Origin of the sequence: Paenarthrobacter sp. NPDC090520 (genome assembly GCF_044769205.1) — a bacterium.
GTDB lineage: Bacteria > Actinomycetota > Actinomycetes > Actinomycetales > Micrococcaceae > Arthrobacter.
Genome location: NZ_JBIVXM010000013.1, coordinates 63,428 through 89,529 on the forward strand (window position 1 = coordinate 63,428; position 26,102 = coordinate 89,529).

A 26,102-nucleotide genomic window follows, 5' to 3' on the forward strand; every position below is an offset into this window, starting at 1 on the left:
AAGCTACGGGCGGGCCGCGAAGCGTTCCAGCAGGTCCACGTGTCCGGACACGATCAGCATGTCGTGTCCGGACACTTTGGTTTCCGGACGCGCGTAGGTGAAGTCCTCACCCGGCGTCTTCACGCCCACAATGGTGACGCCGTACTTCGAACGGACCTTGGATTCCTCCAAGGTGAAGCCCACGGTTTCCTTGGGCGGGTACATCTTGACGATCGCGTAGTCGTCGTCGAATTCGATGAAGTCAAGCATGCGCCCGGACACGAGGTGCGCGGCACGGACACCGGCGTCGGCTTCGGGGTAGATGACGTGGTTGGCGCCGATCCTGCTGAGGATCTTGCCGTGGGACGGCGTGATCGCCTTTACCCAGAGGTGCTGGATGCCCAGGTCAACCAGGTTCACGGTAATCAGCACTGACGATTCGATCGAGGTGCCCACGCCCACGACGGCGGAGCTGAACTCCTGCGCACCGAGCTGGCGCAGGGCGTCGATGTTGGTGGCATCCGCTTCCACGACGTGGGTGAGCACCGGAGCCCATTTCTGGACCAGGCTGCGGTCGCGCTCGATCGCCAGGACCTCTCGGCCCTGCTTCACCAATTGCTCAGCCGTGGCCGAACCAAAGCGGCCAAGGCCGATCACCAGGACCGGTGCGTTGTGGGCGGGACGGTTGGCCGCCCCCTGGGTGCTAGCCAATGATTGGCCTCTCTTCCGGGTAGTGGAACAGCTGGCTGCGTTGGCGCAGGGCCAGGCCCGCAGCGAGGGTAACGGTGCCGACGCGGCCGGCGAACATGAGGGCCGTCAGGACATAAACGCCCGACGGCGGCAGCTCGGCACTGAGGTTGGTGCTCAGCCCTACAGTGGCGAAGGCGGAAATGGTTTCGAAGAGCACCCGGTCCAGCGAGGCTCCGCTGATGGACAGCAGCAGGAAGGCCGCGACGGACACCAGGGTTGCACCGGCTACGATCACGGAAATGGCAACGCGCATGGTGCCTTGCGGGATGGTGCGGCCGTACACCTTGACGTCAGCGTCGCCGCGGGCTTCGGCGATGATTGCCAGGAACATGACCGCGATGGTGGTCACCTTGATGCCGCCGGCCGTTGATGCCGAGCCGCCACCGGCGAACATGAGCGCGTCGGTGAGCAGCATGGTGGTGGATTCCATGTGGTTCTGGTCCACCAGGTTAAAGCCGCCGGACCGGGTCATGACAGAGGCGAAGAGCGAATGGATGATCTTGTCGCCCAGGTCCATGTGCGCGATGGTGCGCACATTGTCCCACTCCATCAGTGCCCACAGCACGGTTCCGGCCAGCAGGAGGATGAAGGAGACCTGGATGGTGAGCTTGGTGTGGAGGTTCCACTTCTTCCAGTTCAGGCCATTCTGTTGGAGCACCATCACCACGGGGAAGCCGAGGCTGCCCAGGAACACCCCGAGCATCAGGGGGATGAGGATCCACAGGTCGGTTTCGTACGGGACGATCCCGTCCGAGTGGGGCGTGAAGCCGGCGTTGTTGAAGGACGAGATCGAGTAGAAGACGCCATGCCACACGGATTGCCAGAACGGCTCACCCAGAAGCATGAAGCGCGGAATCAAGGCCAGGGCCAAGGCGGCTTCGATCACCACGGAGGTGGTGATGACGATCCGGAGCAGCGTGCCCACTTCGCCGAGCCGGCCTGCGTTGTTCATGGCTTCCTGGGCAATGAGCTTTCCACGGACGCCAAGCCTCTTACTGACCATGAGCGCCAGCAAGGATGCCAGTGTCAACGTGCCCAAGCCACCGACGAAGATGCCCACCAGGATCACCAATTGTCCGAAGAAGGACCAGTGGGTTGCCGTGGAGACCACCGTCAGCCCGGTGACGCAGACGCTGGACACTGCTGTGAACATCGCTTGGTGAAGAGGAGTGGCTTCGCCCGAAGCCGAGGAGGCAGGCAGGGACAGGAGCCCGGTAAAGAGCAGGATGACCAGGCCGAACGCCACGAGTGCCAGACGGGCCGGGGAAGTATTGGCTATGTTGTCGATGAAGTCGCGGGCACGTGTGAAGATCCACAAGCCTTCACGTTCCGGCTGGCCTGGTTGCCAGTTGGCCGAGGCGGTGGACCGCGACTGGCTTTGAGACATGGCGCTCTTCCTCAAGTGAACATACTTTCCTGAGTAGTAAACCACTATTCGGCTGCCGTAACCGGGCGGGGAGGCGCTACGGCCTCAGGTAGCCTGTTCTGGATGAACTCCACGCTTGGAACGGCGGCTTCCAGCATCACGCGTTCCGCACTGCCAACGACGGTGGTGTGGGATCCTGCCATGACCGCCTACAACTTCGGGCCCGGCCATCCCATGGCACCCCAGCGCCTGGAACTGACGGCAAAACTGGCCGAATCCCTGGGTCTTTTCAACCACAACCATGTGGCCGTCGAGGCACCCACGGTGGCTACCGACGTCGAACTTTGCTCGGTCCACAGCCCCGACTACGTGGCGGCGGTCCGCCGGGTCAGTGCGGACCCCTTCTGGCCTGACGAAGAGCGGGGGCTGGGCACCGAGGACGATCCCGCGTTTGCGGGCATGCACGAAGCCAGTGCCCGGCTGGCCGGGGGGTCACTACTGGCGGCGGATTCGATCCTGGACGGTAAGGCCATCCGGGCGGTCAACTTCAGCGGTGGCATGCACCATGCTTCGCGGGAGCGCGCGAGCGGTTTTTGCGTGTACAACGATGTTGCCATGGCTATCCAGCGGTTGCTCGACGGCGGTGTGCAGCGGATCGTCTGCATCGACGTTGACGCCCATCATGGCGATGGGACGCAAGGCATCTTCTGGAACGATCCCCGGGTGATGACCATTTCCCTGCACGAATCCGGGCTGACGTTGTTTCCCGGTACGGGTTTCGCCAATGAAACGGGCGGTCCGGACGCTCCCGGCACGGCGGTGAACGTTGCGCTGCCGGCGTTCACGGGCGACGCCGCGTGGCTGCGGGCGTTCCATGCTGTTGTGCCGCAACTCGTCGGGGCTTTCCTGCCCGAGGTGATCCTCAGCCAGCACGGCTGTGATTCCCATCGCCTGGATCCGCTCACGCACCTCAACCTGAGCGTCGATGCCCAGCGTGAGGCCGCCAGCGCCGTCGGGAGCCTCGCAGCCCGGTACTGCGGTAACCGGTGGATTGCCACGGGCGGTGGCGGCTATGACGTCACGGGTGTGGTCCCGCGGGCCTGGAGCCACCTGATCGGGATGGTGACGCAGCGCGCGGTCCCCCTCGCAACCCCCGTGCCCGAAGAGTGGCGCACGTACGTCAAGGAGAAGTACGGAGTGTGGGCTCCTGAGTCCATGGGTGACGATGTGGACATCTGGTGGCGTTCCTGGGAGGTGGGTTACGACCCCGCGGACCAAGTGGACCGGACGGTCATCGCCACGCGCAAGGAGATCTTCCCCTTGTACGGCTTGGATCCCTGGTTCGACTGAGCGCTTGCCAGCAAACTAAGCGTCAGTCTTCTCCGTTTGGAACACCACCCCCGCCGCTCCGACAAGCCAGCCCAGCAGCGACAACGCGAACGCGCCAATAAGGTCGGTGGATGCCTGTCCCTTGAACAACCACAGCACCAGGACCAGCATCCCCATGGTCATGTAGACCATGATGGCGAAGATCACCCGGCCCGAGAGTCGGGTGGCCACCTGGGCGGGGTTGATCAGCGGGCCCTGCTCTCCGGCCGCGGCGTTGTCCCGCTTGACCTCGGAAATGGTGAAACCCAAGGCCGAGGCCGTGAGGGAACTCAGCGAAGTGGCCAGGACGCCGGCCGCGGTGACCAGGGCTCCGTTCAACTCGGGTGCTTGGGCTTCGCCGGTGGGAACCCACGTGCCAACGCGGAACAGGACGGCGGCCCACACCAGGACGAACAGGGCCAGGAACACTGCGGCGATGATGTTGAACATGTGCCGCCGGAAGAAGTCAGTCATTGCCCTGCACCCCGTGGTGTTGGCGGCCGGGGCCTGGGAGCCCGGACGGACCGTGACAAAAGTTGTAGCACCGGCCCACCCGGCGGTCAACGATCCGCCGCTGCGGCGGACGGAAACGAGGGATGCCATTTGGCGTATATGTCGCTAGGGTGGGTGTCATGGTGACTGACGACGTATTTGCCGTCATTGCTGAGGCAACCAGGCGCGACATCCTGGTTTCCCTCCGCTCTGGGGATAAAGCAGTAGGGGAACTGGTAGAAGAGTTGGCCGCAAGCCAGCCCACCATCTCCAAGCATTTGAAGGTTTTACGCGAAGCTGACCTCGTCAGCATGCGTGCTCAGGGTCAGAAGCGCTTCTATACCCTGAATCCCAAACCGCTCGCGGGCGTCGCCTCGTGGCTGGAAACGTTCGACGTCGGACCGGCGGCGGCCGCCGTCGTCGTACCTTCCGCGGGGGAGCCCGCCGCTGAAGCCGCCACGGCTACCGTTGCGGAGGATGTTGCGCCGCGCACGGAGACCCTCAGCCAGGCCGTCACAGCGCACGCAACGGATGCGCCCGTGTCTGTAGACCTGCAGACGGACGATACTGTGCCGCAGCAGATCGGACGCACCGTGGGCCGGGCGGCCACCAAGGCCGCTGACCTCCTGGCGAACCTTCCCAACCTGCCGAAGTTCGGGCGCAAGCGCTAGACCTAACGTGATACTCCTCACATTGTGAGGTTTTGTTAACCTTCGGTTTCCCGTCTTTCCGAGGCTTTTCTGCCCTTGTGTTAAGTCGCGCCCCGGCGGTCACATCCGGCTCGGATGGAGATCCTACCTTCTGTGATGCAACCATGAGCGGGACTTTGATTGTCTCGCCGCGGGCTCGTGGCAACTGAGGGATAGGAAGACGCATGGACTCAAGGCTCGAAGCCGTCCGGGACACCGTGTTGGCGCGGAACCCTGGAGAGAAGGAATTCCACCAGGCCGTAACCGAGGTTTTCGAAAGCCTGGGCCCGGTCCACGACCGTCATCCGGAGTTCCTCGAAGGCGCTGTCCTGGAACGCCTCTGCGAGCCGGAGCGCCAGATCATCTTCCGCGTCCCGTGGACCGACGACGCCGGACGCGTGCATGTGAACCGCGGCTTCCGCGTGGAGTTCAACTCGGCGCTGGGCCCCTACAAGGGTGGACTGCGTTTCCATCCCTCGGTTTACCTGGGCATCGTGAAGTTCCTCGGCTTCGAGCAGATCTTCAAGAACGCGCTGACGGGCATGCCCATTGGCGGCGGCAAGGGTGGCTCGGACTTCGATCCGCGCGGCCGTTCCGATGCCGAGATCATGCGCTTCTGCCAGTCCTTCATGACCGAGCTCTACCGCCACATTGGTGAATACACGGACGTTCCGGCCGGCGACATTGGAGTGGGCGGACGGGAGATCGGCTACCTGTTCGGCCAGTACAAGCGCATCACCAACCGCTACGAATCCGGCGTGCTGACCGGCAAGGGGATCTCCTGGGGTGGCTCGCTGGTGCGGCCCGAGGCAACCGGCTATGGAACGGTCATCTTCGCCCAGGAGATGCTGAAGACACGTGGAACGTCCTTCGACGGCCAGCGCGTCGTCGTGTCGGGTTCCGGCAACGTGGCCATCCACGCGATCGCCAAGGCACAGGCGCTTGGCGCCACCGTGGTGGCGTGTTCCGACTCCGCCGGCTACATCGTGGATGAGGCGGGCATCGATGTTGCCCTGCTCAGCCAGGTCAAGGAAGTAGAACGCGCCCGCCTGACCGAATACGCTGCGCGCCGCCCGGGCGCCAGCCACGTCGAGGGCGGTTCGGTGTGGGACGTCAACGGTACCGTTGCGCTGCCTTGCGCCACCCAGAACGAGCTCGACGGCGATGCTGCGGCCAAGTTGGTCAGCAACGGCTTGATCGCCGTGGCCGAGGGGGCCAACATGCCCTCCACCCGGAAAGCCGTGTCCGTGTTCCAGGAGGCAGGCATCCTCTTCGGGCCGGGCAAGGCCGCCAACGCAGGTGGCGTTGCTACCTCTGCCTTGGAAATGCAGCAGAACGCCAGCCGCGACTCGTGGACGTTCGAGCACACTGAGGCCCGGCTTACGGAAATCATGGTGGGTATCCACGATCGCTGCGCCGAGACCGCCGAAGAGTATGGCGCGCCGGGCAACTACGTGGTGGGTGCCAACATCGGTGGCTTCGTGAAGGTAGCCGACGCCATGCTGGCCCAGGGCCTCATCTAGCCTCCTCGCCCAACTGGGTAGCAGTAGAGCGCGTTTTGAAGCTTCAAAACGCGCTCTACTGCTACCTACATGGGTTAGTGCTGCAGCAGGTGGACGTGGTCCGGGTTGAGGTCCGCCACCTTGCTGACTCCGAGCAGTGCCATGGTCCGGATCATGTCCTTTTCCAGGATCTGGATGGTCCGGTCCACGCCTTCGCGTCCGCCGGCCATCAGTCCGTAGAGGTAGGCGCGGCCGATCAGGGCGAAGTCTGCGCCGAGGGCGAGGGCGGCAACGATGTCGGCGCCGCTCATGATGCCGGTATCCAGCATCACCGCCGCCTTGCTGTTGTCACCCTTCAGCGCAGCTGAGACCTCAGGCAGCAGGTGGAACGGGATGGGTGCACGGTCCAGCTGGCGTCCGCCATGGTTGGACAGGACAATGCCGTCAGCCCCATGGTCGACAACGCGCCGGGCGTCCTCGACAGTCTGGATGCCCTTGACCACGAGCTTGCCCTTCCACGTCTCGCGCAGCCAGTCCAGGTCCTCGTAGGTCAAGGTGGGATCGAACATTGAGTTGATCAGGTCTGCCACCGTGCCCGTATACCGGGACAGCGAAGCGAAGGTCAGGGGCTCGTGGGTCAGGAAGTTGAACCACCAAGCGGGCCGGTACGACGCATCAAGGACGGTCTTCAGTGTCAACGCCGGGGGAATGGTCATGCCGTTCCGGACGTCGCGCAACCGGGCGCCGGCCACTGCCGTGTCCACGGTGACCATGAGGGTGTCGTTGCCAGCCTTCGCAGCCCGCTCGATCAACTCCAGCGAGCGGTCGCGGTCCGTCCACAGGTAGAGCTGGAACCAATTGCGGCCATTCGGCGCCGCCGTGGCAACGTCCTCAATGGAGGCGGTACCCATGGTGGAGAGCGTGTAGGGGATGCCGGCGGCCTCGGCGGCCTGCGAGCCTGCGTATTCACCCTCGGACTGCATCATGCGGGTGAAGCCGGTGGGTGCGATGCCGAACGGAAGCTTGGATTCCTGGCCGAGGATATCCGTGCGGAGATCGATCTTCGAGACGTCGCGCAGGATGCCGGGACGGAATTCGATGTCCTGGAACGCCTGGCGGGCACGGCGCAGGGTGATTTCGGCTTCCGCGGCGCCGTCGGTGTAGTCGAAGGGTGCTTGCGGGGTGCGCCGCTTGGCGATGTCCCGCAGGTCCCAGATGGTGCTGGCCCGCTTGAGCCGCGCGGTTTTGCTGAACTCGGGCTTCTTGAACTGCATGAGCGGCGCCAGGTCGGAGACCTTGGGCACGCGCCGCTTCAGTGCTGCGGGGAGTACGACGGCGGGCCGCGGCTGAGGCGGGCGGCTCACGTTTTGGTCGCTGCCGGCATCGGCGGGCGCGGCAGTGAGCTTGGGATCGAGGGTGTCGGTCATGCGGTTCTCCCTTGAAGTGTGTGGTCTAACCACACTGTAAGGCATGTGGTTGGACCACATCAACTAGTATTCCGTTATGCGAACGCACGAACTTGTCCTGGGGTGGATCGAACAGCAGTTGTCCAGCGGCGAACTGGTCCTGGGGGGACGCCTGCCCGGTGAACGGACCATGGCCGAACAATTGCAGGTCTCCCGCACTTCGGTGCGCGAGGCCGTCCGGATCCTGGAAGCCATGGGCGTTGTCCGTGCTGGGGTAGGTTCCGGCAAGGATGCGGGGACCATCGTCATCGCCGAGCCGGGATCCGCCTTGGGGTCGACGCTCCGCCTCCATGTGGCAACGCGGCACCTGCCCGTGGCGGACATTGTGGAGACGCGCGTGCTCCTTGAGTCCTGGGCGGCGGCGCGCGCACAGCCAGGCGTGCCCGAGCTCTACGAAGCTGCGGAGCTGCTGGACCAAATGGACGCTGCCCCGGACGTTGACACGTTCCTGGGCCTCGACGCCCGCTTCCATGTCGCCCTGGCGCAAGCTGCGGGCAACGCCGTGGTGAGCGCCATGATGGCCTCGCTCCGTGGGGCGATCGAGAATTACGCCAGCGAACTCACCGGAAACCTGCCCGACTGGAACGCCACGTCGGGGCGGCTTCGGGCCGAACACCGCGCCATCCTTGCCGCCGTCAACGCGAACGACGGCGGCAAGGCGGCAGATCTCGTGGCGGCGCACATCCGCGGCTTCTACACGGAGGCCGGAGTGGGCTCGGCTTCCACCCAGGATTAAGAGCAACGCGGAGCCACTTACGGCCCATGTTGCCCCCCTGAAAGGGCCGTTGGTGACTCCGCGTTGCCTTCCTAGGCGGGCTTGAAGGCTGGGGCAGCGGTGCTCTTGCGGATCTCCATGCGGGGAGCGAACTCGTCCTGCTGATGGACGGGTGCTTCGTCCGCCTGCTGGATCTGTTCCCGCATCCTGCGCCACGCCAGGCTGCCGAGCTCATTGATGGGCACGGCGGCCGTGGTGAGCGGGGGAGTGGTGTATTTGGCGAACGGAATATCGTCGAAACCGGTCACGGAGATGTCTTCCGGAACCTTGATGCCGCGCTCGTGCAGGCCGCTCAAGAGGCCCATGGCAACGAGGTCGTTGAAGGCCAGGATGCCCGTTGCTCCGCTGGCAATGATGGCCTCGGTGGAGTCGTGGCCCGAGTCGAAGTTGGAGCCGCCGTGCAGCATCTGGAGTTCGATGTCCGGGTGCTCCTTGCGGAATTCCGCCAAGCCGACCAGGCGCTGGCGGTTTGAGGCGCTGTGTTCCGGGCCGGAGAGGTAAACGAGCCGCTGGTGGCCCAGGGAAACCAAGTGCCGGGCGAGCTCCTGGATGCCCTGCCCGTAATCGACGCTGAGGCTCGGTGTGTTGGTGGTGATGGTGGTCCGGTTGATCAGGACCAGCGGGTGCAGGGTGGGGGCCAGTTCCTCCAGCTCTGCATCGGGCATGCGGGGTGCACAGAGCACCACGCCGTCGCAGCGTCGCCGCGCTTCACCTGCCAGGATGGCTTCCTCGCTGGTCACTTCGGAGGAATCCGCGATCAATACGCGGTAGCCGTCCTGGGCGGCAGCAATGCTCAGGCCGCGGAGGATGGCCTGGAACGTGGGGTTGGCCAGGTCCGGCACAACGATCCCAATGGTGTCCGTCTTTCCCAAGGCCAAACTCCGGCCCACGGGGTTGGGCTGGTACTTCAGTTCAGCTGCGGCGGCACGTACGCGTGCGGCAATGCCGGGGTCCACTGCCGCGTTGCCGTTCATGACGCGCGACACTGTGGCGTGGGAAACGCCTGCCTTCTCCGCGACGTCGGCAATGCCAACGCGCCTGTTGGTATTCCTGCGTGCCATCTTGCCCCTTCCGATTGGCTTGCCCCGTGCTGCCCCGTCGTTGGGGCGATGGTTGACGCGACCGCCAGAGTCTTGATACAAAGCTTATAACGCTCTGAGAAAACGCTTTCTCATGATTCTTCCCAGAACAAGCCGGGCCGTCAAGCGGTTCACTCCTGCCTTTGGAAAGGGGCATTCTCCATGGTCAACGTCGACACCGCCGAGACCCATCCAGCCACCACCCCGTCCACATCGGGCACCGCCGGCCAACGCACAAGAATCGCCCTCATTGGCACTGGTGGCCGCTCCGAGATGTACATCCGCGCCATCTTCGGCCAGCACGCCGATGTTGCCGAGCTCGTGGCCCTGTCCGACGTCAACCCCGGCCGTGTGGAGTTCTACCAGGAGCTCATCAAGGAACTCGGCGGATCCGGACCGGTCGGGTCCTTCGAACCGGGCGAGCTCACCAGTTTCATCCAGGCACATGGCATCGAACGCGTCATCGTGACCACCCCGGACTACACGCACGCCGACTACATCGTCGAAGCGCTTGAGGCGGGCGCCGACGTCGTGGTTGAAAAGCCGCTGACCATCGATGTGGAGGGTTGCCGCCGCATCACCACTGCCGTGGCAGAAACGGGCCGCAACGTGGTGGTCACGTTCAACTACCGCTACTCGCCGCGCAACTCCGCCCTCAAGGAAGTCATCCAGAACGGCGTCATCGGCAAGGTGACCTCGATCGACTTCAGCTGGGTCCTGGACACCGTCCACGGAGCCGACTACTTCCGCCGCTGGCACCGCGACAAGAAGAACTCCGGCGGCCTGCTGATCCACAAGGCTTCCCACCACTTCGACCTGGTCAACTGGTGGATCAACGACGTTCCCGAGCGCGTCTTCGCTTCCGGCGGATTGCGCTTCTACGGTGACAAGAACGCCAGCGAACGCGGCCTGGGCGCACGTCCGGAGCGCGGTACCGTGGATGGACTTGAGCGCGATCCGTTCCGTCTGGACCTCCGCGACGACGAGCGGCTCAAGGCCCTGTACTACGACAACGAGAAGTTCGATGGCTACCGCCGCGACCAGGATGTGTTCACCGATGGGATCACCATCGAGGACAACCTGGCCCTCGTGGTGGACTACCAGGGGGGACCCACCCTGAGCTACTCCTTGAACGCGCACAGCCCGTGGGAGGGTTACCGCGTCACCGTCAACGGCACGGAAGGCCGCGCCGAACTCGAGGTGGTGGAACGTGCCGCCGTCGAGTTCAGCACGGACAAGAAGACCGTCGTGGACCCGAGTGCCACACCCATTGAGGAAGAGGACGCCGTGCGACGTAACGGTGAGCGCCTGATCGTCCAGCGCCACTGGGAGGCAGCCTACGAGGTGCCGATCATCAATGGCGAAGGTGGTCATGGCGGTGGCGACAACCTGCTGCTTTCGGACCTCTTCAACGGCCCCGGAGTGGACCCGCTGGGACGTCCGTCCGGCTACATCGACGGGCTCCGGTCCGTCTCGGTGGGCATCGCCGGAAACCAGTCCCTCGACACCAACCTGCCTGTCCACATCAGCGAACTTGGCCTCGGCGCCGACCTCAGCCGCGACCAGGCCTGACCCCCAAGAGACGCAAGGAACTTCAGATGAGCAGGATTTTCGTCACCGGCGGCTCGGGCCGGCTCGGCCGCAGCGTGGTGGCCGGACTCGCAGGGGCGGGCCACGACGTGGTTTCCGTGGACCGCGACGCCATCCCCGCCGGGCAGTTGCCGGCAGGCGCCACGCAATTAACCGCAGACCTCCTGGCGCCCGGTGAGGCGGAGCGCCTCATCAGGGAAACAAAGCCCGACGCCGTCATTCACCTCGCTGCTATTGCGGTACCTTTCAGCGCACCCGAGGACGTCATTTTCAGCACGAACACCCGGCTCGCCTACGCGGTGGTGAGTGCCGCCACCGACGCAGGCGTTCCGAAGATCGTCACGGCAAGCAGCCCCACTGCCCTCGGTTACGGTTCGCCGGCAGGCTGGCTGCCGCCGTCGTTCCCTTTGAACGAAGAGACCCCACCCAAGCCGTGGAACGCCTATGCGTTGTCCAAGCTGATCGCCGAGCAGACGGTCCAGATGTTCGCTGCAGCGCAAGGGGAAAAGATCCGGTACGCGGCCTTCCGCCCCTGCTACGTCATCTCACCCGAGGAATGGGAGGGAGCGCTGACGCAGCAGGGCCATACGGTCAGGGAACGGTTGGATGATCCCGCCTTGTCCGCACCGGCTTTGTTCAACTACGTCGATGCCCGTGACGTGGCTGACTTCCTGGATGTCCTCTTGGCGAAGATGGACTCCATTCCCAACGGGCAGGTGTTCTTCGTGGGCGCCAAGGATGCCCTGGCCACCGCGCCCTTGGCTGAATTGTTCCCGCGGTTCCTGCCCGGCAGCGGTCCACTGACGGAGCACCTCACCGGTACCAGTCCCGCATTCTCCGTGGATAAGGCCCGCGAGCTTTTGGGGTGGGAGCCGCGGCGCAGCTGGCGAACCGAACTCACCCCTGCCTACGAAGGCGCAGATACAGCACTACTCAATGACGAGAACCACCGCGGCCTGGTGCCTGCGGGAGCAACCAGCAAGGAGACAGCATGAAATTCGACGGCGTCCTTTTCTTCCCCGTCACGCCCTTCACCGAGGACGGAGCGGTGGATGTGGCCCTCCTGAAGGAACACATCGCCTCGCGCCTTCCGTTCGGTCCCGGCGGCGTGTTCCCGGCATGCGGCACGGGTGAATTCCATGCCCTGTCCCTCGACGAAATCCGCACCGTAGTCGCAGCCGCCGTCGAGGTCGTGGCAGGAGCTGTTCCGGTGGTGGCAGGTGCCGGTGGGCCGCTGGGCCACGCGATTGCCGCCGCCAAGGCAGCCGAAGAAGCCGGCGCCGACGCGCTGCTGGTTCTTCCCCCGTACCTGGTCACGGGTCCCACGGACGGTGTGGTTGCCTACGTCGAGGCCGTGGCGGACGCCAGCAGCCTCCCCGTCATTGTCTACCACCGTGGAACGGCAAAGTTCACCGCCGCGGCGATGACCCGCTTGACGGCGAACCCCAAGGTGGTGGGCTTCAAGGACGGGATTGGCGATGTTGGCCTCGCGCAGGAAATCGTCTCCGCCATCAACGCAAGCGGCCGTGAAGACTTCGCGCTGTTCAATGGCCTCCTGACGGCCGAACTCACGCAGGGCGCCTACCGCGGGCTCGGTATTCCGTTGTACTCCTCGGCGGCCTTCGCCATGGCCCCGGAGATCGCCAAGGCCTACTACGACGCCTACGTCTCCGGCGACGAAGAGCGCCGCAACGCGTTGCTGGAAGGCTTCTACGGACCGCTCGTCCGGCTTCGTGACCAGACACCGGGCTTCGGCGTCTCCCTGATCAAGGCCGGCCTGCGTTTGGCCGGCCTGCCCGTTGGTCCGGTCCGTCCGCCACTGGTGGATCCCACCGAGGAGCAGCTGTTGGAGCTCAAGGCAATCCTCGCCAAGGGCCACGAGCTGGCCGGCAACTGATGCCGGCCCGCATCACCGGGCTCTCCACCCGCCTGATCACCGTTCCGCTGCTGCGCAGCTGGGGCGTGGAGGCACCGGAGAACCACGTGATTGTCACCGAACTGGCAACGGACGACGGCGGAACGGGCCACGGTTTTTCGTGGACGCCTACCATCGGCCCCCAGGCAGTGAAGGCCCTCCTGGACCACGACATCGCACCATTCATCGTTGGGCTCGAAGCCAACGCGGAGATCGTGTGGGACGCGTTGTGGAAGAGGCTGCACGAAGCGGGCGGTGGAGGGCTCACCACCATTGCCATGGCCGGCGTGGACCTTGCGCTCTGGGACCTCGCAGCGCGGAAGGCCGGCCAGTCCGTCACCGGACTCCTGGGGCAGCGGCAGGAATCCGTGGAAGTCTACGGTTCCGGCGTCAACCTGCACTACTCCCTGGATGAGCTCGTGGAACAGGCCAAGCGCTGGGTGGCTGCGGGTCACAACGCCGTCAAGATCAAGGTGGGCAAACCGGAGCTGCGCGAGGACGCCGAACGGGTGGCCGCGGTCCGGGAGGTCCTCGGACCGGACCGCTTGCTGATGATCGACGCCAACCAGCGCTGGGACCTGGCACATACCTTCCGTGCGTTGGATGTCCTGGCCGGCTATGGCCTGGAATGGCTGGAAGAACCGATCCGTGCGGACGATCTGTGGGCCTACCGGAGGTTGCGCAAGCACTCGCCGGTGCCCATTGCATTGGGGGAGAACGTCCACACCATCTACCGGTTCCGCGACTTCATCGAAGCGGAAGCGGTGGACATCATCCAGCCCAACATTGTTCGGGTTGGCGGTATCACCCCGTTCAGGCGGATCGTCGAGTTGGCGCGGGCAAACAGCATCCGGGTTGCCCCGCACTTGCTGCCCGAACTGTCCGGTCAGCTGGCCCTGACCCTGGCCGAGGCTGTCAGTGTGGAAGACGTGGAGGACGCCTCCTTCCAACAGTTGGGGATCCTTGGCGGCCCGTCCCCTATCAGCATCCGTAACAGCAGGCTCAGTTCCGCAGGCAGGCCCGGACTCGGATTCGATTTCTCCACACAGGCCTCCGCTACCGACGCTATCGAGAGCAAAGGAAACCACATTGAGTACAGCAACTCTTGACCTGACAGCAGTGACGGCCGCAGCGGCTGTCGCGGCGAAAGTGACCGCAGCAGCGTCCGACGCCGAGCGCGCGAAGTGGCTGACCGCCGTCGCCGACGCGTTGGACGCCAACGTGACGGAGCTCGTGGCCATCGCCGACTCCGAGACCAGCCTTGGTACGGTCAGGCTCACCGGAGAAGTGGCCAGGACCAGCGGCCAGCTGCGGTTGTTCGCGCAAGTCATCACCGAGGGTTCGTACCTCGAAGCCGTGATCGACCACGCCGACCCCGGAGCAACTCCGCCCAAGCCCGACCTGCGCCGCATCCTCAGGCCGGTTGGCCCGGTAGCCGTGTTCTCGGCGTCGAACTTTCCGTTCGCGTTCTCCGTGGCCGGCGGCGATACTGCGTCTGCGCTTGCTGTTGGCTGCCCGGTGATCGTCAAGGCCCATTCAGGCCACCTGCGGCTGTCCGAGCGCACGGCGGAGATCGTCACGGAAGCCTTGGCCCAGGCCGGCGCCCCCGAGGGCATCTTCGCGTTGGTGAGTGGCCGCGAAGCCGGAACCGCGTTGGTCCAGGATCCTGCCATCAAGGCTGTTGGTTTCACCGGTTCCATTCCGGGTGGCCGCGCCCTGTTCGATCTTGCGGTTTCACGTCCGGAGCCCATTCCGTTCTACGGCGAGCTGGGCAGCCTGAACCCGGTGGTCATCACGGCGGCTGCCCTTGCGGAACGGGGAGAGGAACTCGCCGCTGGCCTGGCAGCCTCGTTCACCATGGGCGCGGGCCAGTTCTGCACCAAGCCCGGCCTCATCTTCATCCCCGCAGGGACGGACTTTGCAGCGCACGTGGCTGAAGCCAGCAAGGACAAGCCAGCAGCGGCCATGCTCACTGAACGCATCGCCGAGGCGTACCCGTACGGCCTGCGCAGCGTCGCAGAGCAGCCTGGGGTGACGTTGGTCAGCGGCACCGCAGACCAGGACGCCTTGGCCGATGGCGCTGCACCGGTGGTCTTCTCCACCACGGCAGCCAACGTCCTGGCACGGCCCGGGGAACTTCTGGAGGAATGCTTCGGGCCCACCACGCTTTTGATCGAGTACGCCAATCAGGATGAGTTGTCCGAGGCCCTGGGCAAGGTTCCCGGCAGCCTCACGGCAACCCTCCACGCCCGGCCTGGCGAGGACATCGATGCGCTCGTGGAACAGCTCAGCGGGCTGGCCGGGCGGGTCCTGTTCGCCGGCTGGCCCACGGGCGTGGCAGTGAACTGGGCCCAGCAACACGGAGGTCCCTACCCGGCCACCACGTCCCTGTTCACGTCCGTGGGGGCAACGGCGGTCCGCAGGTTCCAACGTCCGGTGGCGTACCAGGACGCGCCGGAGAGCATCCTGCACCCGGCCCTGCACGAGTCCAACCCGCTGGGCATCCCGCGCCGCGTGGACGGCGCACTGAACCTCAGCTAGCGCACCCAACTGGGTCGCAGTTAAGCGCGTTTTGAGCGGTCAAAACGCGCTTAATTGCGACCTACTTGGGTAGCCACGCGCGAAAGGGGCGGGTCACCTTGATGGTGACCCGCCCCTTTCGTGTGGGGGACGACGGGTTATGGACGCAGCGTCACCGGACGACGGCGGCCGTCGACTTCCGCTGTGGGCCAGCGTTCGTCGAAGGTCAGGATCTCCAGCCCGCCCTCGGCGAGCAGCACTGTGTCCTCGATCTTCACGGCGGGACCGGAAGGGTTCCACGTGAAGGGCTGGTTGACGACAATCCAGTCAGTGACCTCTGCGGTGACCCGGGGATCCCGTCCGGCATATCCTGCAGGGCCGCCCTGGTGGTGCAGCTTCCACTGGTCAGCGCCGAAGCCGTGCCTCTCGTAGGCCGACTGGATCTCGGTGAAGACATCATTGAGGCGGGCACCCGGCACCGTCGCACGGAAGATGTCCGCTTCCACCGCCGCGATGCGGGCCTCGGCGTCGAGCTCCTGGGGAGTGCCGGCGTCGAACGCCACCCAGCGGGTCACGTTGGCAACCAGGCCGTCACGGCGGGCACACACCACGGCCATGGCGCGGCGGCCAATCGGCGAGTGCGTAGCCAACGGGTGCCGGAAGTCGCTGCGGCCCGTGCCGTTGCAGAGCAGGACCAGCGGTTCGGCCCCGACGGCGACGATCCGGGCAGCAAGATCGGAGACCAGCTCGAACTCGGTGGTACCGGGTGTTGCCTGCGACAGGACGTCGGTCATGGCTGTTGCGGCATCGGCCGAGAGCCTGGCGTAGCGGGCGGCCTCGGCGGGAAGGAGTTGCTGCCGCGCGGCACGGAGTTCGGTTGCCACGGCGGCTTCCAGCAGGGGATCGCCATCGCCGGCGAGCCCAGCGGCCGTAGCGTGCAGCGGGCCGTGCCAGGGAACCGTGTGAAGGCTGACGCCCTGGGGGAGTTCCTCGGCGGCAATCCGTCCGGCCTCGTTGTTGAACGTCACCAGGTGGTCGCCGTCCCGGTCCACCAGCAGGGCAGCGATGGGATCCCCGGCGAGGCTGATGTGCACGCGGCTCCCGTCCAAGTACCAGGTGAGCGCCGTATGCGTTGTCAGGAGCAGTGAATCGCGGCCCGCGGCATCGAGGATATCCAGGACGCGCCGGCGCTTGACGGCGCGATCGGCTGCGTTGCCGGGTGCGGTCCGTGGCGCTGTGACGGTCACGGTTGTGGACTGAGCTGGAGCGGTCATGCCGATTCCCCCAAGGTTGAGATGAGTTGTTTAATGTCGTTGGTGGCCAGGAATCCGTCGGCGATGAGGACCGTGACGGTGCGGTGGACAGGATTGCCGGGTTCTGCCCGGACCGGGGTGTCCCACGCGAGGGAAAGCCCGACGCCCGGGTAGCCCGATTGCCTCACGAACCACGGATCCGGTGCCTGCGGCGAGGCGAGGAACACCAGCGTTGCAGGGTGGCCCAGTCCGCCGGTGCCGTGCCCGCCGGGTGACGTTCCGGCGTCGAACGTTCCAGACCAAGCCAGCCACGGCGCCACGCTCCCATGGACCGCGTCCTCGCCGCGGGCATCCGCGGTCCAGATGGTGGCATCGCCCACTTTCGGCAGACGCCAGAAGAAGCCGCCGTAGCCGCCCTGCGGCCGGCCGTTCGACCCGGGGCTGCCCAGCATCACGGAGCCACCAGTGGCCGGCTCAAGGCTGAAGTCCAGCGTCAACGCCCATGCGGACTGCCCGACGGCGGCCCAACTCCATTCGCGTTGTTCGCGGAGCATCCGTGTTCCGTCGGGACCGACCCAGCCAAGCAGTTCCACCCGCTTCCCCTCCGTGTGTTCAGCGGATTCGGTGACGATGTGCCCGTGGTCTTTGCGCCACACGTACGCTCCCGCGTCCCGGGTGTAGGTACGGCCACCCCAGAAATTGATGCCGTCCACGTCCTGCAAAGCCACGCCGGCCCCCAGATGCCACACATGGTCCTCGGGCACATGGTCCGTCACGACGGTTCCGGCCAAGGTCCGGACGGGGTGCAGGTAGGGCCGGGGCGACGACGTTGGCCTGGTGCCGGTTCCATCCTGGATGGTGGCCACGACTGTCCCGCCGAGTTCCATCACGGGCTTGCTGGAGCCGGAGGCCCAAGGCGCTCCGAGCTCGGCGAACGTGGCCTGCCCCAGGGCGGCCCGCTGGATCCAGGTCCCGATGCCCTCCACCACGGCGTGTGCCGCATTCCCTTCTCCCGCCCAGGTCACGAAGGCCGGATCGATGAGGGCCGGATCCTCGGCAGTGCGGATCGCTTCGAGGACGGCAACGTAGGCTCCAGTGCCGCCGAGGGGGCTCAGGAGGTCCGCTTCGGACCGGGCCGCGAGCAGATTCTCCAAGAGGTCGGTCCGGCCATGGCTTTCCGATCGGGTTCCCCGCGGAGTGGTGATGTCCAGCCGGTCTTCGGTATAGGAGAAGGCCACCTGCCCCAGGGTGCCGTAGACGGTGACCACCGGGGCCGACTGCACGGGGGCGCACAGTGTCAGTGCGCAGGTCAGGACAGTGCCGTGGACGGTAGCGATTCGGACAACGGAGGTATCGTCGCTTTCGGTGTCGTTGGCCCGGTAGAGATCCGTATCCACCTGCCGGACATCGGTGACTTTCGCCGCACCGGCCAGGCGCAGCCCTGTTGCGACGGCATGGGCCAAGGCATTCGTCGCCACCCCGTCCACTACATCGGTTCCGTTGATGCTTCGCTTTCCTGCCCACCGGGAGCGGGTGAAGTAGCCCTTGGTGCGCAGCCACTGCCCGGTGGCGCTGATCCCGCGGAGTTCGCCGAGTTCGCCGGAGGCCAGCAACCCTTGGATGGCGTCAATGGCATGCGATCCCAGGCTTTGGAAGCCCACCTGAACCAGTTTTCCGGCCTCCCGCGCAGCTGCCATCACGTCGGAGTACTGCGCCATGGAGGCCACGGGTGGTTTTTCCAGGTACACGTTGGCGCCTGCCGCGAGTGCTGCGAGGGCCAAAGGTGCGTGGGTCTGGATGGGCGTGGAGATGATGACCACGTCAGGGGTTTGCCCCACGGCCAGGAGTTCGTCGAGGGAGGCGAACACGGCAACGTCGTCAGGCAGTTGACCGTCCGCGGGTGGCTGGGGATCTGCGACAGCCACCAGGCGGAGCCTTCCCTCGGACCCGAGGCGCCGGAGGTTGTCCAGATGCCGTTCGCCGAAGCCGTGGACGCCTACCAGTGCGACGCGGGGCACGGGCACGGGCGGTGTTGGGCTGGTGACGGTTGCGGGCTGGGTCATGGGGTGGTCCTCGCTGAAGCTTGGGTGGGTGGTTCTGCCTGGAGCCGGGCGGCGAGGAAAGCGGCAGCCTCTTCCTGCATCGCCGTCGTGAAGACGTGGGGTTCGTCCCAGAAGCTGCCCGTGTACCGGCCCGGTGCCATGGCGCGCCTGAGGTGGGAATCGGCGTCGCGCATTCCGGCTTCGGGAAAAAGTTCGTCGCGCAGCCCGTATTGCACCAGGACAGATTCCGCACTGGAACGCGCCACGACGTCCGGCCATTCGCCCAAGCCAGAGAGTCCGGGGGAATGGAGGAGCCAAGAGTGCGCGTCGAGGTACGCGGGTAGCAGCGATTCAAAGGTGGTCATCATGCACGTCACCACGCAACTGCGGATCTTCGGGCTCAGGCCGGCGAGGACCATGGCCCGGCCGCCGCCACCGGAAAACCCGACGCAACCAAGCCGTCCGGCATCAACGCCGGGGAGAGAGGCCAGGATGTCCAAGGCCACGAGGTCATCGTGGGCCACCGTCCCGGCCACAGTGGAGCCAAGCAACGTGGCGGCCTTTGCCACGGTTTCTTCGTGGGCAGCTGCCGCGGCGTTGTACCGTTCCGCGTCGGAAGGTACGACGCCGGCCTCCCGCCAGAGTGCCTCCTGCCCGGCCAGCGTGTGGGCGGTCCGGTAGGGCAGTGGGTCCAGGGTGAACCGGCGGCTGCCCCACATGAAAGCGTCGTGGGCCAGGACCGCGAACCCATGGCGGGCCAACCACGTGGCCCAGGGCCTGCCGTCGTAGAGCCGTGACCGTAAGCCGGGTGGCAGGGGGCCGAGGCTGTTGCCGGAGGCGGTGCCGTCGTCGTGCGTGGACTGTTCCGCTACGCCGGGAGGCATTCCCACCAGGCGCTCGGCGCCGTGCGACTTGATGCCGCCATGGCAGTGCAAGGCGAGGATCCCGGGGAGTGGTCCCGTGGCATCGGCGGGCTTGACCAGCCAAGCCGATGTCCGGGGACCGAAGCCGGTTTGCCACGTCAGCTTGGACGTAACCACATTGTTGTCTTCCACTTCCCACTCCACCGAGTACCCGGGATTCGGTGCGAGGGCAGGAACGCCGAGTGTTTCGGCGAGCAGCTTCGCAGCGGGGGAGTCGGGCACGTGGGGATTGTTGGCTGCATGGTCCGGCCAGTCCTCGTAGCCGGCAATCGCACTGGGGCGTGCCTGTATCCCGGCCAGTACAGCGGTGTCCGTGGCTTTTTTCGGGAACAAGTGAGTCCTGCTTTGCTGGGGCGGATGGGTGTGCGGAACCGCACGCCGGGCTGCTTCGGCGAGCGGGAAATCCTGTGGAGCGCATTCATCAGAAAACGCTTTCTCAAAAATTAGCAAAAGGCTGTACATGGGTCAAGAAAACGTTTACTTTGGTACGGAGCCGCTGAACGCCGGGATCGGAATCCTGGAAAACCAGGGGGCTGCGCCGGAGCCCCCGGCGGACCCGGAGGCAGCATTTCCCAGCACGAATTCCGTGGAAGGCCACGATGACCAAAGGAGACCACATGGCCGCACAGCACCACCCCGCAACGCCGCAGGGCGTCCGGGGTCACGCAGGGAGGACGCAATGAGCGCTATTGGCGAACTCTCCACGATGACCCGCCGCAAGGGCCCCATGACCAAGGAGGAGAAGAAGGCGAACGGCCGCGACAACAAGGCCGCCTACGTCTTCCTCCTGCCATGGTTGATCGGCCTGGTGGTCATCACCGTGGGACCCATGTTGATGTCCCTGTACCTGTCCTTCACCGACTACAACCTCCTGCAGCCGCCGGAGTGGGTTGGCCTGGACAACTTTGTCCGGATGTTCAGCGATGCCCGCCTGCACAACTCCTTGCGCGTGACGTTCACGTACGTCCTGGTGGGCGTGCCCCTGCAGCTGGCCGTGGCGCTCCTCATTGCACTGGTCCTGGACAAAGGCCTCCGCGGACTCCCGTTCTACCGTTCCATCTTCTACTTGCCCTCGCTGCTCGGTGGCTCGGTTGCCGTTGCCATCCTGTGGAAGCAGATCTTCGGCACCACGGGCCTGGTCAACCAGGTGCTGGCCATGATCGGCATCGAAGGCCCGGGCTGGATCTCGGATCCGAACACTGCGCTGGGCTCCATCATCCTGCTGCACGTGTGGACCTTCGGCAGCCCCATGATCATCTTCCTGGCCGGTCTGCGCCAGATCCCGAACATGTACTACGAGGCAGCCGAAGTTGACGGCGCCACCACCTTGCAGAAGTTCTGGCGGATCACCATCCCCATGCTGAGCCCCATCATCTTCTTCAACCTGGTGCTGCAGATCATCGGCTCGTTCCAGTCGTTCACGCAGGCGTTCATCGTCTCGGGCGGCAACGGCGGTCCGTCGGACTCCACCATGTTCTTCACGCTGTACCTGTACCAGAAGGGCTTCGGCCAGTTCGACATGGGTTACGCCTCAGCGATGGCCTGGTTCCTGCTGGTCATCATCGGTGCCTTCACGGCCATCAACTTCATCGCTTCAAAGTATTGGGTGTTCTACGATGACTAAAACTCAGACCATGCCCGCCACTTCCGGCTCCACGTCACAGCAGCCGGGCAAGACCCCCCGCCGCCGCGAATCCCGGGGAACCCTGGCCTTCAGCCGCAGCGCCCGCATCAAGGGACTGATCAAGCACGCCATCCTGATCCTGGTAGGCGGGGTCATGATCTACCCGCTCCTGTGGATGGTTGTCTCCTCCCTGCGACCGAACGACCTCATCTTCCGCGAACCCGGCCTGTGGCTGCAGAACCTGGAAATGAGCAACTACACCGACGGCTGGTCCGCGCTGACCCATCCGTTCGGGCATTACATGATCAACTCCGCGATCGTGGTCCTTGGCTCCATCCTGGGTAACCTGATCTCCTGCTCCATGGCCGCCTACGCGTTCGCGAGGCTCCAGTTCACCGGCAAGAAGCTCTTCTTCGGGATCATGCTGCTGACCATCATGTTGCCCTTCCATGTGGTGATCGTGCCGCAGTACATCCTGTTCTCGCAGATCGGCTGGGTGAACACCTTCTGGCCGTTGATCGTGCCCAAGCTCCTGGCCACGGATGCGTTCTTCGTGTTCCTCATGGTCCAGTTCATCCGCGGTATCCCGAAGGAACTCGATGAGGCCGCCCGCATCGACGGCGCAGGCCACACCCGGATCTTCCTGCGCGTCATCCTTCCGTTGATGGTTCCGGCCCTCGCCACCACCACCATCTTCACGTTCATCTGGACCTGGAACGATTTCTTCGGCGCCCTGATCTACCTCACGGACCCGGACATGTTCACCGTCCCGGTCGCGCTGCGGGCCTTTGTCGACTCACAATCGGCCACCAGCTGGGGATCACTCTTCGCCATGTCCATCGTGTCCCTGTTCCCGGTGTTCCTGGTGTTCCTGTTTGGCCAGCGGTTCCTCATCAAGGGCATCGCCACCACCGGCATCAAATAAGCCTGAAGGCGCCCCGCCGAGGGGAAGGGGCCGGTGCAAGCCGGCCCCTTCCCGTCAGTAAACCCAGACAGAAATGGTACTTGTCACACAAGATAGTGACTTGTATCATAATTCCAATGAGAAAACGCTTTCTCACACTTCCACGGATCAAAGAAGATCGGAGACTACAGTGCCGGTATTTCCCAAGGGTGAAGCAGTCGCCCACGCAGCCGCGTCGGAGGCGCGCTCGTCGGAACCCAAGGCCAAGCGGTCCAAGCGCAAGTTTCGCGCTTCGGCCATTATTGCAGCAACCGCGGCAGCCGTCCTGGCCTTGAGTGCCTGTGGGGGAGGCTCAGAGGCCAAGAGTGCCGATGGCAAGGTTGAACTCCGCTTCTCCTGGTGGGGCGGCGACAAGCGGGCACAACTGACGCAGGAAGCCATCAAGGCCTTCGAGGCCGAGAATCCGAACATCACCATCAAGGCCGAATACGGCGACTGGTCCGGTTACTGGGACAAACTGGCCACCCAAGTGGCAGCCAACGATGCTCCGGACATCATCCAGATGGACGAAAAGTACATCACCGAGTACTCCAGCCGCGGCGCCCTCCTGGACCTCTCCAAGTACCAGATCGATACCTCCAAGTTGGACGAGGCTGCACTGAATGCAGGCAAGGGTCCCAAGGGCCTCACCGGCATCGCCGCGGGCATCAACGCAGCCACCATCCTGGCAAACCCCGCAGTCTTCAAGGCTGCCGGCGTTGCCCTCCCGGACGACAAGACCTGGACCTGGGACGACTTCGAGCGGATCTCGGCCGAAGTCACGGCCAAGTCCCCGAAGGGCACGTATGGTGCCGCCGCCTATGGAACGGACGAGGCGTCCCTCGGCGTGTGGCTCCGCCAGAACGGCAAGTCGCTGTACACCGACGATGGCAAGCTCGGGTTCGAGCCCTCGGACATCGCCGGCTACTGGGACTTCCTGAAGGAACTGAGCGAGAAGAAGGCTGTCCCGTCGGCCTCGGAAATCGTTGAAGCAGAAGCCGCGCCCCTTGACCAGAGCGGCCTGGCCACCGGCAAGAACGGCCTGGCCTTCTGGTGGTCCAACCAGCTGCCCGCCCTGGAAAAGGCCGCGGGTGGTGAGCTGCAGATCCTGCGCTTCCCGTCCAAGACCGGCAAGGCGTCGGACACCCAGCTTTGGTACAAGGCCTCCCAGTTCTGGTCCGCCTCTTCGCGGACCAAGCACCCTGAAGAGACCGCCAAGTTCATCAACTTCCTGACCAACAACGTCAAGGCCGGCGAAATCCTGCTTGCTGACCGCGGCGTCTACCCCAACTCGGATGTCCGCGAAGCGATCCAGTCCAAGTTGGCTCCGGCGGACACCAAGGTGGTCAACTTCATCAGCGACATCCAGGGCGAACTGGGCAAGGCTCCGGCAGCTCCGCCGAAGGGTGCTGGTGCCATCCAGGAAATCGTCAAGCGCTACAGCTCCGAAGTCCTGTTCAACAGGCTCTCCACCGAAGAAGCAGGCAAGAAGGCCGTGGACGAAATGAAGTCCGCGATCGGCGCCTAGCCTTTCAGCACCGAACAGCGCCCCGGGTTGGTCAACGCGATCAATCCGGGGCGCTTTTCCGTGCGCGGGCACCCAACTGGGTCGCAGTTGTGCGCGTTTTGAGCGTTCAAAACGCGCACAATTGCGACTTAGTTGGGTGGGTCTTCGGCGATCACGGCCACGGCTCCGGCGGGCACCACTCCACTGAAGCGTTCGCCGCTCAGCAGCTCCTCGCCGTCGGACTTCACCGTTACGTCCTCCCGGCCGTGGTTGATGGCGAACAGGAAACTGCGGCCGTCAGCCGCCCGGCGGCGGGAAAGTTCGACGCCGGCACCCGCCTCGGCCGCGGACGTCACCTTGGCTTCGTCCAGGAGACGCGCGGTCAGTGCGTCGATGCCGTCGGCGTCGGGAAGCGTAGCGAGGTACCACGCTGACCCGGCTCCGGTGGCCCGCCGGGTGAGGGCGGGGACGCCGTCCAGCGGATAGTGGGTGAAGGTGGCCAGGACCTCGGTGGAACCGGTTGCCCGCACGTGTTCGCTCCACACTGAACCCACGGTGCCGTCATTCAGGGTGGTGGACGTGCCGGGGAAGAGCGGGTGGAATTCCTCGGTCCGGATGCCCAGAAGTTCGCGGAAAGCGCCGGGATAGCCGCCAAGCCGCACGTGGTCGCGTTCGTCGACGATGCCGCTGAAGTAGCTGACCAGCACAGTGGCTCCATGGTGTGCCGCGGACGCTATCGAGGCAGCCGCCTCATCCGTTACGGCGTAGAGCGTGCAGACCAGGACCAGGTCGTAGCCGGACAGGTCTCCGGTGGGATGGACAAAGTCCGCCGTTACGCCGCGCAGGTAGAGGGAACGGTGGAAGGCCCGCATGGTGTCGAGATACTTGACGCCCTGGCTCGGATGCGAGTCCAGTTCCGACGCCCACCAGGCCTCGTAATCGAACACAATGGCCACGCGGGATTCGACGCGCGAACCCTTGACGGGTTCCAGCCTGCGGAGGGCTTCACCCAGGTCCACCACGTTGCGCCACACCTGGGTATCCCGGCCGCCGTGCGGAACCATGGCCGAGTGGAATTTCTCGGAGCCCGCCTTGCTCTGGCGCCACTGGAAAAACATGACAGCGTCCGCCCCGCGGGCCACATGGGCCAGGGAATTCCGGAGCATTTCGCCGGGCATCTTGGGCTGGTTGTACGGCTGCCAGTTGACGGCCGACGTCGAGTGCTCCATCAGGATCCACGGATCTCCGCCGGCCACGCCGCGCGTCAGGTCGGCGCTGAACGCGAGTTCGATCTCGCGCTCCGGGTCGGCCGCGACCAGGTAGTGGTCGTTGGCGATGACGTCCATGTCCTTGGCCCAGTCGAAGTAGTCCAGGGTCTTCGTTGCGCTGGAGACCATAAAGTTGGTGGTGGCCGGTACGCCGGGGGTCACCTCGCGGAGCACGGCGAGCAGTTCCCGGTAGTAGTCCATGAAGGCCCAGGAGTTGAAGCGGGCAAAGTCCAACTGCTGGCCAGGGTTCAGGGTGGTGGGAGCTGCTCCCGGCGGGATGATCTCGTCGAAGGATGCGTAGTGCTGGGACCAAAAGGCGGTTCCCCAGGCGTCATTCAGCACCTCGATGGTCCCGTACCGGCGTTCGAGCCACCGGCGGAAGGCGGCTGCATCCTCTTCGCCATGGAACTCGCCCACGTGGCAGCCGAGCTCGTTGTCCACGTGCCACAAGGCCAGGGCAGGGTGGTCCTTATAGCGTTCGGCGATAACGCGCGTCATGGCGGTGGCGTACCTGCGGTACACCGATGACGACGGCGAGTAGTGCCGTCGGGAGCCACGCTCCAGTCGGACGCCTTCCGCCGTGACGGGCAGGATTTCCGGGTGCTTGCGGGCCAGCCACGCCGGTGGGGAAGCGGTGGCCGTGGCCAAGGCCACCTTGATGCCGGCGCCGTGGAGGTTGTCCAACACGTCATCGAGCCAGCCGAAATCGTAGTTTCCTTCGCTGGGTTCCAGCAGGCCCCAGGAGAAGATCGCGACGCTCAGGAAACTGACGCCGGCCTCCTTCATGAGCTCGATGTCCTCGAGCCGGATGTCTTCCGGCCATTGTTCGGGGTTGTAGTCGCCGCCGTAGGCGATGCCGGGCACGCTGTTCCAAACCGATGGACCACGGGAGGTTTCAGGGGAGGACAAGGGGACTCCTTCGTCTGGTTGGACGTTCTGGATGACTGGTGGTGCAGGACATGGTATGGCCGGAAGCTGCGAAAGCGCGTTCTTGGAAAACGCTTGCCCAGATTCCCGAATGGGGATATTGTATCGATTCAGAACGAGTGTA

The 26,102-nt window shown here is 64.9% G+C and carries 21 protein-coding genes; 12 read left to right on the top strand and 9 right to left on the bottom strand.

Annotation, left to right across the window (positions count from 1 at the left end):
- Window positions 1–3 precede the first annotated feature (3 nt).
- Together ACIQTZ_RS16030 and ACIQTZ_RS16035 are read right to left on the bottom strand one after the other, a co-directional pair.
- On the bottom strand, window positions 4–690 hold the full coding sequence (locus ACIQTZ_RS16030; RefSeq protein WP_387439446.1) for a potassium channel family protein: 687 nt from the start codon (window positions 688–690) through the stop codon (window positions 4–6).
- Entirely contained in the window at window positions 683–2,116 is a 1,434-nt protein-coding gene (locus tag ACIQTZ_RS16035) for a TrkH family potassium uptake protein (RefSeq protein WP_400337406.1), read from the bottom strand. The genes ACIQTZ_RS16030 and ACIQTZ_RS16035 overlap by 8 nt, the downstream gene beginning before the upstream one ends.
- A 102-nt stretch (window positions 2,117–2,218) precedes the next feature.
- Between ACIQTZ_RS16035 and ACIQTZ_RS16040 the strand changes: the two genes are divergently transcribed.
- Window positions 2,219–3,445 (top strand): acetoin utilization protein AcuC, encoded by a 1,227-nt coding sequence (locus tag ACIQTZ_RS16040; protein WP_402982215.1) that lies wholly within the window; start codon window positions 2,219–2,221, stop codon window positions 3,443–3,445.
- A 15-nt stretch (window positions 3,446–3,460) separates the two neighbouring features.
- Here ACIQTZ_RS16040 and ACIQTZ_RS16045 read toward each other — a convergent pair whose 3' ends face one another.
- Window positions 3,461–4,066 (bottom strand): hypothetical protein, encoded by a 606-nt coding sequence (locus ACIQTZ_RS16045; protein ID WP_402982216.1) that lies wholly within the window; start codon window positions 4,064–4,066, stop codon window positions 3,461–3,463.
- A gap of 29 nt (window positions 4,067–4,095) precedes the next feature.
- On the opposite strand from ACIQTZ_RS16045, the gene ACIQTZ_RS16050 reads away from it, so the two are divergent.
- The gene (locus ACIQTZ_RS16050; RefSeq protein ID WP_402949579.1) at window positions 4,096–4,626 is read left to right on the top strand and encodes an ArsR/SmtB family transcription factor; all 531 of its coding nucleotides are present in this window, start codon (window positions 4,096–4,098) and stop codon (window positions 4,624–4,626) included.
- A gap of 203 nt (window positions 4,627–4,829) precedes the next feature.
- A complete protein-coding gene (gene gdhA / locus ACIQTZ_RS16055; protein WP_400337414.1) occupies window positions 4,830–6,167 on the top strand; it encodes an NADP-specific glutamate dehydrogenase in 1,338 nt (445 codons plus the stop codon).
- A 74-nt stretch (window positions 6,168–6,241) separates the two neighbouring features.
- Here gdhA and ACIQTZ_RS16060 read toward each other — a convergent pair whose 3' ends face one another.
- A complete protein-coding gene (locus ACIQTZ_RS16060; protein ID WP_402982218.1) occupies window positions 6,242–7,573 on the bottom strand; it encodes an alpha-hydroxy-acid oxidizing protein in 1,332 nt (443 codons plus the stop codon).
- Between the two features lie 76 nt (window positions 7,574–7,649).
- On the opposite strand from ACIQTZ_RS16060, the gene ACIQTZ_RS16065 reads away from it, so the two are divergent.
- Window positions 7,650–8,348, top strand: coding sequence for a FadR/GntR family transcriptional regulator (locus ACIQTZ_RS16065; protein ID WP_400337418.1), 699 nt, complete (start codon window positions 7,650–7,652; stop codon window positions 8,346–8,348).
- 71 nt (window positions 8,349–8,419) lie between these two features.
- Here the strand turns inward: ACIQTZ_RS16065 and ACIQTZ_RS16070 are convergent, their stop codons facing one another.
- Entirely contained in the window at window positions 8,420–9,448 is a 1,029-nt protein-coding gene (locus ACIQTZ_RS16070) for a LacI family DNA-binding transcriptional regulator (RefSeq protein WP_402949587.1), read from the bottom strand.
- A gap of 180 nt (window positions 9,449–9,628) precedes the next feature.
- On the opposite strand from ACIQTZ_RS16070, the gene ACIQTZ_RS16075 reads away from it, so the two are divergent.
- The 5 genes from ACIQTZ_RS16075 to ACIQTZ_RS16095 are packed head-to-tail and all read left to right on the top strand — an operon-like array spanning window position 9,629 to window position 15,512.
- Window positions 9,629–11,038 (top strand): Gfo/Idh/MocA family protein, encoded by a 1,410-nt coding sequence (locus ACIQTZ_RS16075; RefSeq protein WP_402982220.1) that lies wholly within the window; start codon window positions 9,629–9,631, stop codon window positions 11,036–11,038.
- A 26-nt stretch (window positions 11,039–11,064) separates the two neighbouring features.
- Window positions 11,065–12,051 (top strand): NAD-dependent epimerase/dehydratase family protein, encoded by a 987-nt coding sequence (locus ACIQTZ_RS16080; protein ID WP_402982221.1) that lies wholly within the window; start codon window positions 11,065–11,067, stop codon window positions 12,049–12,051.
- On the top strand, window positions 12,048–12,953 hold the full coding sequence (locus ACIQTZ_RS16085; RefSeq protein ID WP_402949595.1) for a 5-dehydro-4-deoxyglucarate dehydratase: 906 nt from the start codon (window positions 12,048–12,050) through the stop codon (window positions 12,951–12,953). The genes ACIQTZ_RS16080 and ACIQTZ_RS16085 overlap by 4 nt, the downstream gene beginning before the upstream one ends.
- Window positions 12,953–14,080 (top strand): mandelate racemase/muconate lactonizing enzyme family protein, encoded by a 1,128-nt coding sequence (locus ACIQTZ_RS16090; protein ID WP_402982223.1) that lies wholly within the window; start codon window positions 12,953–12,955, stop codon window positions 14,078–14,080. Before ACIQTZ_RS16085 ends, ACIQTZ_RS16090 begins: the two co-directional genes overlap by 1 nt.
- The gene (locus tag ACIQTZ_RS16095; RefSeq protein WP_402982225.1) at window positions 14,061–15,512 is read left to right on the top strand and encodes an aldehyde dehydrogenase (NADP(+)); all 1,452 of its coding nucleotides are present in this window, start codon (window positions 14,061–14,063) and stop codon (window positions 15,510–15,512) included. The genes ACIQTZ_RS16090 and ACIQTZ_RS16095 overlap by 20 nt, the downstream gene beginning before the upstream one ends.
- A 137-nt stretch (window positions 15,513–15,649) precedes the next feature.
- On the opposite strand, the gene ACIQTZ_RS16100 is transcribed toward ACIQTZ_RS16095, so the two are convergent.
- The 3 genes from ACIQTZ_RS16100 to ACIQTZ_RS16110 are packed head-to-tail and all read right to left on the bottom strand — an operon-like array spanning window position 15,650 to window position 20,042.
- Window positions 15,650–16,765, bottom strand: a complete 1,116-nt coding sequence (locus tag ACIQTZ_RS16100) for a M24 family metallopeptidase (RefSeq protein WP_402949601.1) — start codon at window positions 16,763–16,765, stop codon at window positions 15,650–15,652.
- Window positions 16,762–18,807, bottom strand: coding sequence for a DUF6807 family protein (locus ACIQTZ_RS16105; protein WP_402982227.1), 2,046 nt, complete (start codon window positions 18,805–18,807; stop codon window positions 16,762–16,764). Before ACIQTZ_RS16105 ends, ACIQTZ_RS16100 begins: the two co-directional genes overlap by 4 nt.
- Window positions 18,804–20,042, bottom strand: coding sequence for an acetylxylan esterase (locus tag ACIQTZ_RS16110; protein ID WP_402982228.1), 1,239 nt, complete (start codon window positions 20,040–20,042; stop codon window positions 18,804–18,806). The genes ACIQTZ_RS16105 and ACIQTZ_RS16110 overlap by 4 nt, the downstream gene beginning before the upstream one ends.
- A gap of 346 nt (window positions 20,043–20,388) precedes the next feature.
- Here ACIQTZ_RS16110 and ACIQTZ_RS16115 point away from each other — a divergent pair, with 346 nt between their 5' ends.
- The 3 genes from ACIQTZ_RS16115 to ACIQTZ_RS16125 all read left to right on the top strand — a co-directional run bounded on the left by ACIQTZ_RS16115 (window position 20,389) and on the right by ACIQTZ_RS16125 (window position 23,804).
- A complete protein-coding gene (locus tag ACIQTZ_RS16115) occupies window positions 20,389–21,333 on the top strand; it encodes a carbohydrate ABC transporter permease (RefSeq protein WP_397325611.1) in 945 nt (314 codons plus the stop codon).
- Window positions 21,326–22,258 carry a carbohydrate ABC transporter permease gene (locus ACIQTZ_RS16120; RefSeq protein ID WP_402982230.1) on the top strand — a complete coding sequence of 311 codons (933 nt, stop codon included), beginning with the start codon at window positions 21,326–21,328 and terminating at the stop codon, window positions 22,256–22,258. Before ACIQTZ_RS16115 ends, ACIQTZ_RS16120 begins: the two co-directional genes overlap by 8 nt.
- A gap of 169 nt (window positions 22,259–22,427) precedes the next feature.
- Entirely contained in the window at window positions 22,428–23,804 is a 1,377-nt protein-coding gene (locus ACIQTZ_RS16125; protein ID WP_402982232.1) for an ABC transporter substrate-binding protein, read from the top strand.
- 128 nt (window positions 23,805–23,932) lie between these two features.
- Here the strand turns inward: ACIQTZ_RS16125 and ACIQTZ_RS16130 are convergent, their stop codons facing one another.
- A complete protein-coding gene (locus ACIQTZ_RS16130; RefSeq protein ID WP_402982233.1) occupies window positions 23,933–25,960 on the bottom strand; it encodes a beta-galactosidase in 2,028 nt (675 codons plus the stop codon).
- Window positions 25,961–26,102: the final 142 nt, after the last annotated feature.

Bases quoted from the DNA above. Each gene is read 5' to 3' on its own strand.
- ACIQTZ_RS16035 (WP_400337406.1), bottom strand. From the start codon at position 2,116: ATGTCTCAAAGCCAGTCGCGGTCCACCGCCTCGGCCAACTGGCAACCA.
- ACIQTZ_RS16040 (WP_402982215.1), top strand. From the start codon at position 2,219: ATGAACTCCACGCTTGGAACGGCGGCTTCCAGCATCACGCGTTCCGCA.
- ACIQTZ_RS16045 (WP_402982216.1), bottom strand. From the start codon at position 4,066: ATGGCATCCCTCGTTTCCGTCCGCCGCAGCGGCGGATCGTTGACCGCC.
- ACIQTZ_RS16050 (WP_402949579.1), top strand. From the start codon at position 4,096: ATGGTGACTGACGACGTATTTGCCGTCATTGCTGAGGCAACCAGGCGC.
- gdhA (WP_400337414.1), top strand. From the start codon at position 4,830: ATGGACTCAAGGCTCGAAGCCGTCCGGGACACCGTGTTGGCGCGGAAC.
- ACIQTZ_RS16060 (WP_402982218.1), bottom strand. From the start codon at position 7,573: ATGACCGACACCCTCGATCCCAAGCTCACTGCCGCGCCCGCCGATGCC.
- ACIQTZ_RS16065 (WP_400337418.1), top strand. From the start codon at position 7,650: ATGCGAACGCACGAACTTGTCCTGGGGTGGATCGAACAGCAGTTGTCC.
- ACIQTZ_RS16070 (WP_402949587.1), bottom strand. From the start codon at position 9,448: ATGGCACGCAGGAATACCAACAGGCGCGTTGGCATTGCCGACGTCGCG.
- ACIQTZ_RS16075 (WP_402982220.1), top strand. From the start codon at position 9,629: ATGGTCAACGTCGACACCGCCGAGACCCATCCAGCCACCACCCCGTCC.
- ACIQTZ_RS16080 (WP_402982221.1), top strand. From the start codon at position 11,065: ATGAGCAGGATTTTCGTCACCGGCGGCTCGGGCCGGCTCGGCCGCAGC.
- ACIQTZ_RS16085 (WP_402949595.1), top strand. From the start codon at position 12,048: ATGAAATTCGACGGCGTCCTTTTCTTCCCCGTCACGCCCTTCACCGAG.
- ACIQTZ_RS16090 (WP_402982223.1), top strand. From the start codon at position 12,953: ATGCCGGCCCGCATCACCGGGCTCTCCACCCGCCTGATCACCGTTCCG.
- ACIQTZ_RS16100 (WP_402949601.1), bottom strand. From the start codon at position 16,765: ATGACCGCTCCAGCTCAGTCCACAACCGTGACCGTCACAGCGCCACGG.
- ACIQTZ_RS16105 (WP_402982227.1), bottom strand. From the start codon at position 18,807: ATGACCCAGCCCGCAACCGTCACCAGCCCAACACCGCCCGTGCCCGTG.
- ACIQTZ_RS16115 (WP_397325611.1), top strand. From the start codon at position 20,389: ATGAGCGCTATTGGCGAACTCTCCACGATGACCCGCCGCAAGGGCCCC.
- ACIQTZ_RS16120 (WP_402982230.1), top strand. From the start codon at position 21,326: ATGACTAAAACTCAGACCATGCCCGCCACTTCCGGCTCCACGTCACAG.